This window comes from Streptomyces sp. NPDC111507 (genome assembly GCF_055638955.1).
Genome location: NZ_JBVKBU010000003.1, coordinates 675,586 through 688,109, shown reverse-complemented (window position 1 = coordinate 688,109; position 12,524 = coordinate 675,586). Strand labels below are relative to the sequence as shown.

General features: G+C 73.5%; 11 protein-coding genes. 4 read left to right on the top strand and 7 right to left on the bottom strand.

All coding sequences use genetic code 11. The features are described from left to right. Window positions 1-26: 26 nt before the first annotated feature. On the bottom strand, window positions 27-647 hold the full coding sequence (locus ACZ7M2_RS15705; RefSeq protein WP_471595703.1) for a TetR/AcrR family transcriptional regulator: 621 nt from the start codon (window positions 645-647) through the stop codon (window positions 27-29). A gap of 911 nt (window positions 648-1,558) precedes the next feature. Here ACZ7M2_RS15705 and ACZ7M2_RS15700 point away from each other — a divergent pair. Both ACZ7M2_RS15700 and ACZ7M2_RS15695 read left to right on the top strand, forming a co-directional pair. Beyond that, on the top strand, window positions 1,559-2,470 hold the full coding sequence (locus tag ACZ7M2_RS15700; RefSeq protein WP_471595702.1) for a polyprenyl synthetase family protein: 912 nt from the start codon (window positions 1,559-1,561) through the stop codon (window positions 2,468-2,470). A 209-nt stretch (window positions 2,471-2,679) separates the two neighbouring features. Then, window positions 2,680-3,531 (top strand): COG4705 family protein, encoded by an 852-nt coding sequence (locus ACZ7M2_RS15695; protein WP_352044638.1) that lies wholly within the window; start codon window positions 2,680-2,682, stop codon window positions 3,529-3,531. Window positions 3,532-3,576: 45 nt separating this feature from the next. On the opposite strand, the gene ACZ7M2_RS15690 is transcribed toward ACZ7M2_RS15695, so the two are convergent. After that, on the bottom strand, window positions 3,577-4,473 hold the full coding sequence (locus ACZ7M2_RS15690; RefSeq protein ID WP_471595701.1) for a M48 family metalloprotease: 897 nt from the start codon (window positions 4,471-4,473) through the stop codon (window positions 3,577-3,579). Continuing rightward, window positions 4,470-4,853, bottom strand: coding sequence for a BlaI/MecI/CopY family transcriptional regulator (locus ACZ7M2_RS15685; RefSeq protein WP_471595700.1), 384 nt, complete (start codon window positions 4,851-4,853; stop codon window positions 4,470-4,472). Before ACZ7M2_RS15685 ends, ACZ7M2_RS15690 begins: the two co-directional genes overlap by 4 nt. Window positions 4,854-5,052: 199 nt before the next feature. Between ACZ7M2_RS15685 and ACZ7M2_RS15680 the strand changes: the two genes are divergently transcribed. Together ACZ7M2_RS15680 and ACZ7M2_RS15675 are read left to right on the top strand one after the other, a co-directional pair. Continuing rightward, a complete protein-coding gene (locus ACZ7M2_RS15680) occupies window positions 5,053-6,558 on the top strand; it encodes a hypothetical protein (protein WP_471595699.1) in 1,506 nt (501 codons plus the stop codon). Then, window positions 6,555-7,502: a lysylphosphatidylglycerol synthase transmembrane domain-containing protein gene (locus ACZ7M2_RS15675; RefSeq protein ID WP_471595698.1), complete on the top strand. Its 948-nt coding sequence runs from the start codon at window positions 6,555-6,557 to the stop codon at window positions 7,500-7,502. The genes ACZ7M2_RS15680 and ACZ7M2_RS15675 overlap by 4 nt, the downstream gene beginning before the upstream one ends. Before the next feature lie 69 nt (window positions 7,503-7,571). On the opposite strand, the gene ACZ7M2_RS15670 is transcribed toward ACZ7M2_RS15675, so the two are convergent. The 4 genes from ACZ7M2_RS15670 to ACZ7M2_RS15655 form a co-directional block, all read right to left on the bottom strand. Further along, a complete protein-coding gene (locus ACZ7M2_RS15670; RefSeq protein ID WP_471595697.1) occupies window positions 7,572-8,306 on the bottom strand; it encodes a response regulator transcription factor in 735 nt (244 codons plus the stop codon). 86 nt (window positions 8,307-8,392) lie between these two features. Beyond that, complete coding sequence (locus ACZ7M2_RS15665; protein ID WP_471595696.1) at window positions 8,393-11,035, bottom strand: FtsX-like permease family protein; 2,643 nt, start codon at window positions 11,033-11,035, stop codon at window positions 8,393-8,395. Beyond that, the gene (locus tag ACZ7M2_RS15660; protein WP_471595695.1) at window positions 11,032-11,808 is read right to left on the bottom strand and encodes an ABC transporter ATP-binding protein; all 777 of its coding nucleotides are present in this window, start codon (window positions 11,806-11,808) and stop codon (window positions 11,032-11,034) included. Before ACZ7M2_RS15660 ends, ACZ7M2_RS15665 begins: the two co-directional genes overlap by 4 nt. Then, window positions 11,795-12,514 carry an ABC transporter ATP-binding protein gene (locus tag ACZ7M2_RS15655; RefSeq protein ID WP_471596028.1) on the bottom strand — a complete coding sequence of 240 codons (720 nt, stop codon included), beginning with the start codon at window positions 12,512-12,514 and terminating at the stop codon, window positions 11,795-11,797. Before ACZ7M2_RS15655 ends, ACZ7M2_RS15660 begins: the two co-directional genes overlap by 14 nt. Window positions 12,515-12,524 lie beyond the last annotated feature (10 nt).

Here is a 12,524-nt window from a genome sequence, read left to right as displayed (position 1 = left end):
CGCTCTGAACAGTGTCGTGGTGGGCGTCAGGCGCCCGCCACGGCCTCCTGCGGGGCGCGGGCACCGAGCAGGGCCAGGCAGTTCGCCCACAGGGGGCTGAGCCGGCGGGTGTTGTTGTAGAGCTTGGCGAACAGCACCTGCCCCTCCAACTGGGCGACCACCGCCCGTGCCGCTTCCCGGCTGTCGAGGGTGGTGACCTCCTCGCGCTCACGAGCCTCGCTGATGACCGACTCGACCATCTCGACCTGCGCGTCGAAGATCTCCTGCAGGCGGGTGCGGATGGGCTCGGTGTGGTTGCTCATCTCCAGGCTGAGGTTCCCGAACAGGCAGCCGGACACGGTGCCGCAGCTCTGCTGGCCGGCGCGCTGGCCGGCCTCCGTCTCCTCGAAGAGCCGGTACAGCCGCCGCAGGGGTTCCTCGTCACTGTTCAGGACGCGTGCCCAGGCGCTTTTCTGGGCGTCCCAGTGTTCGTCGAGCACGGCCAGGGCGAGGGCTTCCTTGGACGCGAAGAAGTAGTAGAAGCTGCCCTTGGGCACGCCGGCCGCCTTGCAGATCTCGGCCACCCCCAGCGCCGAGTAACCGCGCAGCTCGATGAGTGACTGCGCGGCGCTGAGGATCTTTTCCCTGGCGTCGCTGGTTCGTCCCATGACGCAATTGTACGACCGGTCGACTATCTCTGACTGTGGTCGCGTCCGTGCAGTGAAACCGTCTGATCGGGTGGTGTGGGAGCACGAGCTCCCGCAGCGGGCGGGGGCGTGCTCCCACGGGATGCGCGTGAGCCGTTCCGGCGAGGTGGCGGGTCTGCTGAGGTGGGTCCATCGCCACGCTCATGCAAGCGGGTGACGGGGGAGCCTCCATGACCGAACCACCTGACGAGGACGCCCCACCCACCGCCGCGCCTTGCCCTGAGGCCCGGCCCCAGATCCGGCCCGAGGCGCAGCCTGAGGCCCGGCCCCAGATCCGGCCCGAGGCGCAGCCTGAGGTGCGGCCGGAGGCCCGGTCCGAGGTGCGGCCCCGGGCCCGGTCCGAGGTGCGGCCCGACGCCCGGTCCGAGGTGCGGCCCGAAGTTCAGCCCCAGGCCCGGCCCGAAGCCCGACCCGAGGGTCAGCCCAATACCCGACGCGGACCCCGGCGTCATGCCACGCCTCAACCCGGTTCCGGGAATCAGCCCAGTCCCCGTCCCGGTCCCTGGGCTCAGCCGAAGCCTCGACTCGACCCCGGGGCTGAGCCCAGTCCCCACCCTGGCCCCCGGCTCCAGCCCGGGCCCGCGCCCCACTGCAGGCCTGTGCCCGACCCCAGCCCAAACGCGCGCCCCAACCTGCGCCCCGGTCCCGGTCCCGACCCCGACCCCGGTCCCGGTCCCGACCCCAACCCTGCGCCCAGCCCAAACCCGCGCCCCAACCTGCGCCCCGGTCTCGACCCCGACCCCGGTCCCGACCCCGGTCCCAGCCCCGTGCCCCACCGTCCGCCCGGACCCCCGCCCGATCCCCCCTCGCCCCGTGTCGAGTTCGGGGAGCTTCTGGAGGCGGAGTTCGTTCGGCGGTGGCCGGGGCGTTCGGTGGGGCTGGATGCCGTGCACCGGTACGCGATGATCCCGCCGGGCAAGCTCCTGCGACCCTCGCTGGTGCTGCACGCGGCGCTCACGGTGGGTGGGGAACTGGGCGCGGTGCTGCCCGCCGCGGTCGGTGTCGAGGGGGCGCACGTCGGCAGCCTCCTGCACGACGACATCATCGACCGCGACACCCAGCGGCGCGGCCGCGCGGCCGTCCACACGGAGTTCGGACCCGCCCAGGCCCTCGTCGCGGGCAACGCCCTGTTCTTCTCCTGGTTCGCGGCGCTCTCCGAGTGCCGTCGCCTGGGGGTGCCCGCCGAGCGTGTCGAGCGCGCCATGGCGGCGCAGGCCGAGGCCGGGGTGGCGATCTGCCGGGGCGCGTTCGACGAACTGGCGATGCGCGGCGACCTGGAACTGGGCGTCGGCGCGTACGTGGCGATGGCCCGGGCGAAGACCGCCGTGCTGCTGGCGGCCGCCTGCCGCGTGGGCGCCATTCTCGGCGGTGGTGACGCCCCGACGACGGAACTGCTCGGCGACTTCGGCGACCACCTCGGGATCTGCTTCCAGATCCGCGACGACGTGCTGCCGTACGACCCGATCGCCGCGCGCACCATGGGCAAGCCCTCCGACAGCGACGTCCGCAACCGGCGACCCACTCTGCCCGTGCTGATCGCCCACCGTCGCGCGGACCCCAAGAGTCGCGCGGTGCTGCGTCATGCCCTGCTGGACGAGACCGAACCGGAGCTCGCCCTGTGCCGGATCCGGGCCGTGCTGGAGCGGACCGGAGCCCTGGACACCGCGCACGCGATGGCCGACGACTACGCCCGCAGGGCCCGCGAACTCCTCACCCGGCTGCCCGCCACCGCCCACGTCGCCCACGTCCGCGCCCTGGCGCTCCTCACCCGGCCGGTGCACTGAGCCGTAGCGGCTCATCCAGGCACCTGTGAGGGGTGCCTGCGCGGGACGGCCGCCCGGAGGCGTGATCGCGCGTTCAGGGTGTGTTCAGGCTGCGACCGCCACGTCGACCGGCGTGGCGCGCGGGCATGCGCAACACTGAGCCAACGGACACGCGGCCTCCTTCGGCCGTGGCCCTGGGGGGACGTCGATGCACCCCCCAGGAGCGAACGTTGGACAAGACGGACCTTGCCGCCGACCCCCAAGTCGCCGACCCCGGCGCCTCCGTGATGAAGAAGCTGCCAGAGGTGACCCTGGCCTTCTGGATCATGAAGATCGCCGCGACGACACTCGGCGAGACCGCGGGCGACCTCTTCGCGCAGACCCTCAAGCTGGGCTACTTCCTCACCACGATCCTGCTGTTCCTGATCTTCGTGGTCACGCTGGTCGTGCAGCTCAGGTCGCGCCGGTACAACCCCTTCTTCTACTGGACGGTGATCCTGTCCACCAGCATGGCGGGCACCACGATGTCCGACTTCATGAACCGTGACGCCAGCGCCAAGTACCTCTCCGACGGGGCCACCTCGCTGGGTTGGGGTCCGCAGGGCCTGGGCCTCGGGTACCCCGTGGGCGCCGCGATCCTGATCTCGCTGCTGGTCGTGATCTTCACCGTCTGGAAGTTCACCGGGATGACGTTCGTCATCCGCGACATCGTGACCTTCCGGGCCGAGGCCCTCTTCTGGTCGGCGATCCTCGTGTCGAACACCCTCGGCACCTCGATGGGCGACTTCCTGTCGGACAGCTCCGGGCTTGGTTACGCGGGCGGCGCGCTGCTCGTCACCGGGCTGCTCGCGGTCCTCGTCGCGCTGATGCGCGTCCCCGCGGTGCCGAACGTGGTGCTGTTCTGGATCGCCTTCGTCCTCACCCGTCCGCTCGGCGCGACCGCGGGCGACTTCCTCACCAAGCCGACCGCCAAGGGCGGGCTCGACCTCGGTACGGCGGGTTCGTCGGCCGTGCTGTTCGCGGTGCTCGTCGGTCTCATGGGCTATGCCCACCTGCGGGAGCGCAGGACGCTCGCCACCTGAGCCCGGCGAGCCGGGCCCGATCCGAAAGGCGGGCCCCGGCAGGGCCTACAGCGGCAGGCTCTCGCCGAGCAGGCGCAGCAGATCGCCGGTGGCGTCCAGCGCGCCGAACGCGGGCAGGGCGCCCAGGGCGAGGACGGCCACGCCGATGGACCACAGGTTCGGCGGCGGGGCCGTCTGCAGGGCGGCGATGCGGCGGGTGACCGCGTGTTCGGAGAAGCTCAGGGCGCAGCCCGGCCGGGCGCGTTGGGCGACAAGGGCGGCCCGGGCGAGGGCGCGGGCGGTGGTACGGCGGTCCCCGACGCGCCGCGCGGCCTCCTCGTCGGCCCAGCGCTCCACCAGGAAGGCGACGGTGGTACGCACGGGTGCGAGCGCCGGGTTGGCGGCGGCGGCCAGGGTCACCGCGGTCGACAGCACCGAGTGGCGGTGGGCGAGATGGGCGCGCTCGTGGGCCAGCAGCACACGCCGCTCCGCCGGTTCCAGCGCGCCGAGCATGGCGGCCGTGACCAGGATCCGGCCCGGCGTGCCGGGGATCGCGAAGGCCCGGGGCGTCGAGGAGGCGGCGACGATGAGTTCGCTGTCGGGCGGATGCCCCTCGCACAGCCGCTCGTAGACGCGGCGGGTCGCGTAGTGGGCGCGCAGGGCGCGAACGAGCCGGAAGCCGATCAGCCACAGGAGCATGATCGCGGCGACGGCGATCGCCACCGGGACCGGTTCGGGCAGTCGCCGGCCGTCCTCGCCGGCCTCCGTGGCCACGCGCGGCGCCTCGTTGACCAGGGTGGCGGCGAGCAGGAGCAGCGCCCAGGTGGAGGCGGTGGCGGCCAGTACGGCGGCGATGGTGAGGACCCGGGCGGCCAGCGCGGGGGAGACCTTGAGGCCCACTTGCGGTGCGATGGCCGTCAGCAGCAGCGGCAGGACGAGCGGGATGTAGACGTCGATCCTCACATCCCGCTCCCCCCGAGGAGATCGCGCAGGGCCTCTTCCTCCTGGGGGCTCAGGCCGGTGACGAACTGCTGGAGGGCCGCGATCGGGTCGGGTCCCCGGTCGAGCGCCTCGTGCATGGCCTCGGCGGTCAGTTCGGCGGCGTTCTTGGCGGGCCGGTACGCGCCGCGGCGACCGTCGACATCACGCAGGACCAGACCCTTGTCGTACAGGCGTTTGAGGATGGTGTGAACGGTGTTGTAGGCGAGGTTGCCGCCGATCTCGCCCTGGATGTCGGCGGGGGTGAGGGCCCTGTCGGTGGCCCAGAGGGCGGCGAGGACCTCGCTCTCCAGCTCACCGGCGTTGCGTCGTTCCGCTCTGCCGTGGGGGCCTGTGCGAGCCATGTCCGTCACCTTACAGCGCGTAGGGGTGCGGGGGGTGGTGAGGGCGTGCGAGTGCGCCCAGGGGCGGTACGAGGGTGTGTCCCCGGACTGCGTCCCCGCTCGATCCACGGTAATTTGACCGTGTTTTGCGCAACTTCCTCCTTCACCCTACGTCTTGTAGGGTGAAGGACCCTACAGACTGTAGGGCGAAGGGTGAATGATGGCCAAGACCGTGAACCTTCCGCTCCTCGGCGCCCATCGCCACAGTCCGCCCTCGACGGGGCGCATCTCCGGACGGCCGCACGGTCAGCAGTGGCTCGCCCTGGTCGCGGGCGCCTTCACCCTGGCCCAACTGCTCCTGGTACGGCCGGGCATGGGGCTCGGCTGGGACGAGACCGTCTACGTCAGCCAGGTCGGCTCACATGCCCCCGCCGCCTTCTTCAGCGCCCCCCGCGCCCGCGGCGTGCCGCTGCTGGTGGCACCGATCGCGTCCTGGTCCTCGTCCACCGCCCTGCTGCGCGTCTATCTCGCGGTGCTCTCCGGACTCGGCCTGTTCGTGGCGCTGCGCGTATGGCGCGGACTGTTCCCCATGCGGGTTCTGGCGGCGGCGGGTGCCCTCTTCGCCACGCTCTGGGTGACCCTCTTCTACGGCCCGCAGGCCATGCCCAACTACTGGGTCGCGATCGGCGCCCTGGCCTGCGTCGGCTGCTTCCTGCGCGCCCAGGCCGACCGCTTCGACCGGGCGGCGCTGTGGGGCGTGGGCCTGAGCGCCGCGCTGATGGCGTGGATGCGGCCCACCGACGCGGTCTACGTGACCGTGCCGCTGCTCTTCCTCGTCGTGTGCGTACGCCGCTGGCGGCGCCCGCGGGTGCTGGTGGCGCTCGTCGCGGGCTTGGTCGCCGGCGGGGGCGAGTGGGTCGTCGAGGCGTATGTCAGCTACGGCGGCCTGCCCCAGCGGCTCTCCGACGGCTCCAAGGTCCAGGGCGGCCTGGGGTGGAACATCGCCGTCGGCGACCAGCTGCGCAGCCTCGGCGGGCGCGTCCTGTGCCGCCCCTGCACCGGGGCGATGCCCGCCCCACCGGTGCTGCTGTGGTGGTTCGCGCTGCCCGTCGTGGCCGTCCTCGGAGCGGTGATCGCCGTCAGAGCCCGGCGTGGGGTAAGCAGCCTGCTGCTCCTGGCCTGCGCCGCGACGGCGGGCTTCCCGTACCTCTTCATGATCGGATACGCGGCGCCGCGCTTCCTGCTGCCCGTGTACATCCTGCTGGCCATCCCGGTCGCCGACGGCCTGATCCACCTGCTGACCGCGCCCCGCGGCGCCTGGCGACCGGTGGCCGTCACCCTGGTGACGCTCGGCCTGGCCGGGCATCTCGCCGTGCAGTTCGCGGTGCTGGAGCGCACCGTGCACGGCACCACCGTCTCCCATCAGGACTGGGCCGACGCTGCGACGGAGCTGCACCGGCTGGGGGTGAAGCCGCCCTGCACGCTGACCGGCTACGAGGACGTCCCGGTCGCCTTCTACGCCGGCTGCTCCTCCGTCGACACCGGCGGAAACAACGCCAACACCACCGTCGGCGCCATAGTGCGGGCCGGACAGCGGATCCCGGTGGGCGTGCTCACCACACCGGGCGAGAAGCCACCCGCGTACGCCCGCACGTGGGAAGCGCACCGCGTCGGTCATCTGATGGCATACGTCGCCCCCGTCGTCCAGGGAGGCGGGGCGACATGACCGTCCTTCCGCCCGGCGTCCGGACGTCGACCGCGACGGCCGTGAGCAGGCGGGTCTCCCTGCACGCCGCGGTGACCCTCGCCGTCATGGTGGGCGCGATCTGTCTCGGCCGGCGCCACTGGCCGGTGATCGCGACCGGCGCCGGTCGGCTGGCCGTGGCCGACCGCGGCTGGCTGCTCGTGGCGGCCGTCGCCACCGTGGCGACCTGGGTGTGTTCGGCGCTCGCCCAACAAGGGGCGGTGACCCGGCCGTTGCCCGCCGGGCAGCTGGTGGCCGTCCAGTTCGCGGCCTCCGCCGCCAACCATGTGCTGCCCGCGGGCCTCGGCGCGGGCGCGGTCAACCTCCGCTTCCTGACCCGGTGCGGTCTGCCGGTCGTCAGGTCGGCGACCGCGCTCGGTGTGAAGGCCACCGCCGGGGCCGTCTCGCGCGGCCTCCTGATCGCCGTGCTCGCGCTGGCCTGCCCCGGCCTTCTCCGTCTGCCGCACATCTCGGCGACGGTGGTCGCGATCGCGCTCGCCGTGGTGGTCACCGCCGCCGTACTGCTGCGCGGGCCGTTGCGGCGCGCGCTGCGGGCCGTGCTGGCCGACGTCCGTGCCGTGCACGAGGTCCCGGCGCGCGCGGCCGCGCTGTGGGGCGGCTCGCTGGCCTTCGCCGCGCTGCACGCCACCGTGGTCGTCGCCGTGGCCCAGGCCCTCGAACTGCCGCTCCCCCCGGCCCAGGTGGCGTTGGCCTACCTCGCCGCGAGCAGCGCCGCCGTCCTCCTGCCCACGCCCGGTGGGATCGGTTCGCTGGACGCGGCGCTCGCCGTGGCCCTCACACTGGCCGGAGTCCCGGGCGGCGCGGCGGCGTCGGTGGTCCTCGGCTACCGGCTGCTGACGGTGTGGCTGCCCCTGATCCCCGGGCTGCTGGCACTGGCCGTACTGGCCCGCCGCAAGGTCCTCTGAGCCCGCCGCAAGGTCCCTGTGGGACTCCGGCCCCGCCCCCTGTCGGCGCTCGCCGAATGCCGTGGCACCTCAGGGCGGTTCAAGCCGGTAACCGTGCCCCCGCAGGGTCGTGATGCGCGGTGTCCGGGACGGACGGGACGCCGTGTCCGTCAGCCGGCGGCGCAGTCCCGCCATGGTGACGTCGAGCGTCTTCGTCGAGCCGAACCAGTTCTCGTCCCACACCTCGGCCATCAGCGTCTCGCGTGAGACGGCCGCGCCCACGTTCCGGGCGAGCACGGCGAGCAGTTCGAACTCCTTGGGCCGCAGCGGAATCTCGTCCTCGTGCAGTGTGCAGCGGCGTGCCGTGACGTCGACGACCAGGTCGCCGAGCCGGATCGGTTCCTGCGGCGGGTCGGCGATGGCCCGACGGCGCAGATGGGCCCGGAGCCGGGCGAGCAGCACGGTCAGGCTGAACGGCTTCACCAGGTAGTCGTCGGCTCCGGCGTCGAGCCCCGCGATGACGTCGATGTCGTCGGTGCGGGCGGTGAGGATCACGATGAGCAGCTCGGGAAAGCGGGCGCGCAGCGTGCGGGCCACGTCGAGACCGTCCATGTCCGGCAGCCCCAGATCCAGCAACAGCACGTCGTACGACGACCGCGCGGACTCCGCGAGCGCGCCCGCGCCGGTCCGGTTCCACGTCGGCGCGTAGTCGTTGCTGCGCAGGCCCGACTCCAGATGACGGCCGATCGTGTCGTCGTCCTCGACGACGAGGACACGCGGTCGGCCGAAGCGACGGTGGTCCGGTGCGGGGGCGGGCGTTCGCATGAAGGGCAGCGTAGGGCCGGCGGCGCGTGCGGGGCCGGAGGCGGGCGTGCGGGGGCCGGAGGCCGATCTGCGGCTCGAAGTGGCGGTCACAGGTCGCGGAGTTCCTCGACGGCGGGGCGTCCGGCCGCGCGGCGTACTCCGTTGAGGGCCGCGATCAGGATGGCCGCCGTCGCGGCGCAGGCCGTCAGCGTCAGATAGCCGCCGGGGACGGCGAGACTGGCCGGCGGCGGGTCGAAGACACCGGTCAGGACCTTGACCAGCATCTCCGACAGCGCCCAGCCGATCAGCGCGCCGCCCGCGAGGCCTCCCGCGGTCAGCAGGATCGCCTCGGTGAGGACCATGCCCCGCAGCTGCCGGGGCCCGGCGCCCAGCACGGTCGCGATGGCGAAGGTCCGGCGGCGTTCGGCGAGCCCGAGCGCCAGGACCAGCCCGCCCGCCCCGGCCGCGAGCAGCACCGCGAAGGCCAGCTCGATACGGGTGAGGCCGGCCAGGTCCACGGAGGTCAGGCTGGTGCCGACGGTGCCACGGGTCTGGGTGAGGTCGGTGACGGTGGCACCGGTGCCCAGCCGGTGACGCAGCCGCGCGGCGACCTGCTTCTGGTGCGTACCACCGGTGTCCAGCAGGAACGCGCCCACCGCGTCGCTGCCGGTCGCCTTCGCCACGTAGGAGGCGTTGGCGACGAAGAAGCTGTCCTTCGGCGCGGTCGGGAACTCCTTGGCGACGCCCACGTAGTGGAAGGGCACCGTGCGCAGCGCCTTGGTCCGGGCGTCCTGGATCCGCAGGTTGACCGTGTCGCCGGGCGAGAGCTGGAAATCGTTGACGGTCTCCGCGCTGACCAGCAGTCCGTCCGGGCGCTGAGTGAGCCGGTTCATGAGGGCGCGAGCGCCGCCGCCGGAGAAGTACGCGTCCTGGAGGGAGGTGGCCGAGGCGATCGAGTCGGGGCGCACTCCGTAGAGGTCCTGGAGGTCGGAGCCGACGTAGGCGAACCGGTGCTGGAGCGGCTCGACCCGACGTACGCCGGAGATCTTCAGCGTGTCGGCCCCGCTCGGCGGGATCCGCGCGCCGGGCGGTTCGGTGACCGTGACGTCGGCGCCGTTGGTGAGCCGCGCGTCGACCTCGGCCTGCTGCCTGTACGTCGAGTTGAAGGTCGCCGTGGAGATGGCGAACGACACCGCGAGCGCCAGCAGCACCACCGAGCGGGCCAGTGGACGGCGGCGCCGGGAGAGGACGGCGGCCGTGGTCCCCGCCAGGTTCGAGGCGAGCGGCCGCGACAGCCGGGTCAGCACGGGACGGCCGTACGTCAGCGCGAGGAGCGTGAGCCGCCACAGCAGCAGGGCGGCACCGATCCACAGCAGCGCCGGGCCGAGGAACGCCCAGTACGACACGGAGATGCTCGGCACGCCCTCCGGGGCGAGCACCAGGGCGTACTGGTTGCCGGACGAGGCGCGGAAGATCAGCCAGGAGCCGATCAGCAGGACGAGGTCGAGGCCGTACCGCATCCACCACACCGAACCCGGCCGCCGCTCCTGCTTGCGGGTGTCGGCGACCGTCACCGTGCGCAGATCGCGCAGCGCGGGGAGGAGGACCGCGCCCGAGGCCACGGCGGCGCCGAGCACGAAAGCGAGGGCGTACCAGAGGATCCACGCGCTCGCCGTCGTCCCGAACGAGGCCGATCCGAAGGCGACGCGGCCCGTCAGCGCGGCGATGCCGAGCCCGGCGGCGCCGCCGGTGACGGCCACCAGGGCGGCTTCGAGTCCGGAGAGGGTGGCGATCCGGCGGGGGCGCATCCCGCGCAGGCGCAACAGGCCCTGCTCCTGGCGGCGGCGTTCGCCCCCGGCCGCGGCGACCGTGGCGGTCAGCGCGGCGGCGAGGAGCGCGCCCGGCACGCCGAGGAAGAGGAAGAGGATCTGCGCGTACAGCGCGTCCTGGCGGGCGGAGTCGAGGGCGGCGCCGAGGTTGTCGCCGACGATCACACCGCCCGATGCGCGGGCCTCCAGGTTGTGGGCGGCGCGGGTCACGGAGCTGAAGGCGGCGGCGGGGTCGGAGGGAAGCTTCGCGTCGCGGGCCGCGTGGATCTGGGTGGTGGCGGGGGCGGGCGGGGTGAGGGAGGCGAACACGGCGGAGGGGAGCAGGACGACGTTGTCCGGGGGCGCGGCGGGCTGGGTCTGACTGGGGGCGCCGACCCGCTGGAAGAGGGAGTCGGCCTGCGGGAGGTCGACCACGCCGTCCACCCGGACCCGGCGCACGGCGGTGCCGGGGAGCCGGATACCGACGGTGTCGCCGGGGGCGATGTGCAGGTTGGAGGCGGTCTGCTGGGCCAGCAGGGCGCCGGTGGTGCGGCCGGTGAGCGGGCGGATTTCGCCGGGGAAGGCCTGCTGGTAGCCGTCGGGGAGGCCGAGGACCATGCCGGGGCCGGTCGTCTGCGTGCTGCCCCGCACGGTGGCCACGAACGCGCCGCTGTGCGCGAAGCCGACCGGCAGGGCCGTCTTGATGCCGGGCGTCTTCCGCACCAGGGACAGCGTCGCGGCCGGATCGGCGCCCGGCTGGACCTCGACCTGCCAGTCCACGGCGACCGAGCGCACGGCACGCTGCGTCATCGTCGCCTTCGACGCGGTGAGGAAGGAACCGAGCGAGGCGATCAGGGCCACGGCCAGGGCGATGCCGGCCAGAGCGGCCAGCAGCCGGCCGGTGCGGTGACGGGCGAGACCGCCCGCCCAGGCGGTGATCATGACGCTTCCTCCGTCGTGTCCTGCGGATCCCCGGTGGTCTCCGCCGTGAGCAACCGGCCGTCGCGCATGGTCAGCCGGGTGCTGAGCCGTGCGGCGACCGCCGGGTCGTGCGTGGTGACGACAAGGGCCGCGCCCGTGCGGTCGGCCGCCGTGAGCAGGGCGTCCAGGACGTGGCCGCCGGTGGTGTGGTCGAGCCGCCCGGTCGGTTCGTCGGCGAGGATCAGCCGTGGGGCCTGGGCCAGGACGCGGGCGGCGGCGACACGCTGGGCCTGGCCGCCGGAGATCTCCTCCGGTAGCCGCTCGGCGAGGTCTTCGGCGCCGACCTGGGCAAGGGCCTCGAGGGCCGTTCGTCGAGCATCGGGGTCCGGCACCCCGGCCAGCACCAGCGGCAGCGCGGTGTTCTCGACGACGTCGAGGGCGGGGATCAGGCTGTCCCCTTGGAAGACCAGTCCGATGTCACGTCTGATGCCGGGCTCGGGAGCCGACTTACGATCGCCGGGCTTCGTGCGGGGGCCGATGTCCTGGGAACCGGTCAGGGCGGGCCGCGTGACGGTGCCGCTCGTGGGCTGTTCGAGTCCGGCCAGCAGATGCAGCAACGAAGACTTGCCCGACCCGGAGGGGCCGACGATCGCGAGCCGGTCCCCGGCCCGCACCCGCAGGTGCGCGCCGTGCACCGCCACGACCGCGTTCGCGCCCCGCCCAAAGGTGAGAGCGGCGTCCCGGCAGACGACGAGTACGTCGTCCGGGACGGCCGTGGGCTCATCCGGAGACATCGTGGGCCCTCCCGTCGTCCAGCGCGATCACCCGGTCGGCGACGCGTACGGCCTCCGCGCTGTGCGTGACGATCAGCACCGCGCAGCCCAGCGCGGCGCGGTCGCGCAGCATCTGGAGGATCAGTCGCTCCGTGCCCCCGTCGAGCTCGCCGGTCGGTTCGTCCGCCAGCAGGACGGCGGGGGAGTTGGCGAGGGCGACGGCCAGCCCTGCCCGGGCCAGCTCACCGCCGGACAGCTGACGGGGCAGCGCGTGCGCCCGCCCCGCGAGCCCCACCTCGTCCAGCAACTCCCGTGCGGACACGGCTGGACGACCGCGTACGGCGCTGTGCGCCAGCCGGACGTTGTCGCGCACGCTCAGGTGGGCGACGAGGTTGCGGGTCTGCAGGAGTACGCCGATGTGCTGGGCCCGCAGCCGGGCGCGCTCGGTCTCCGGCCGGTGGCTGATGCGTACGCCGGCCACCCGCACCTCGCCGCCGGAGGGCTCGTCAAGACCGGCCAGGCAGGACAGCAGCGTGGACTTGCCCGCGCCGGAAGGTCCGACGACGGCGACCGTCTCGCCGCGCCGCAGCCGCAGGGACACCCCGCGCAGCGCGAGCGTCTCCTCCTCGCCGGCCCGGAAGAAGCGGTACAGCTCCCGGGCGGTCAGGGCCTCGTCGTGGGATGCCTGGCAGGTGCGGACGGGCGCGGTGCCCGGCCGGGTCGGCATGGCGCTCACG

Bases quoted from the DNA above. Each gene is read 5' to 3' on its own strand.
- ACZ7M2_RS15705 (WP_471595703.1), bottom strand. From the start codon at position 647: ATGGGACGAACCAGCGACGCCAGGGAAAAGATCCTCAGCGCCGCGCAG.
- ACZ7M2_RS15685 (WP_471595700.1), bottom strand. From the start codon at position 4,853: ATGGCTCGCACAGGCCCCCACGGCAGAGCGGAACGACGCAACGCCGGT.
- ACZ7M2_RS15680 (WP_471595699.1), top strand. From the start codon at position 5,053: ATGGCCAAGACCGTGAACCTTCCGCTCCTCGGCGCCCATCGCCACAGT.
- ACZ7M2_RS15675 (WP_471595698.1), top strand. From the start codon at position 6,555: ATGACCGTCCTTCCGCCCGGCGTCCGGACGTCGACCGCGACGGCCGTG.
- ACZ7M2_RS15670 (WP_471595697.1), bottom strand. From the start codon at position 8,306: ATGCGAACGCCCGCCCCCGCACCGGACCACCGTCGCTTCGGCCGACCG.
- ACZ7M2_RS15665 (WP_471595696.1), bottom strand. From the start codon at position 11,035: ATGATCACCGCCTGGGCGGGCGGTCTCGCCCGTCACCGCACCGGCCGG.
- ACZ7M2_RS15660 (WP_471595695.1), bottom strand. From the start codon at position 11,808: ATGTCTCCGGATGAGCCCACGGCCGTCCCGGACGACGTACTCGTCGTC.
- ACZ7M2_RS15655 (WP_471596028.1), bottom strand. From the start codon at position 12,514: ATGCCGACCCGGCCGGGCACCGCGCCCGTCCGCACCTGCCAGGCATCC.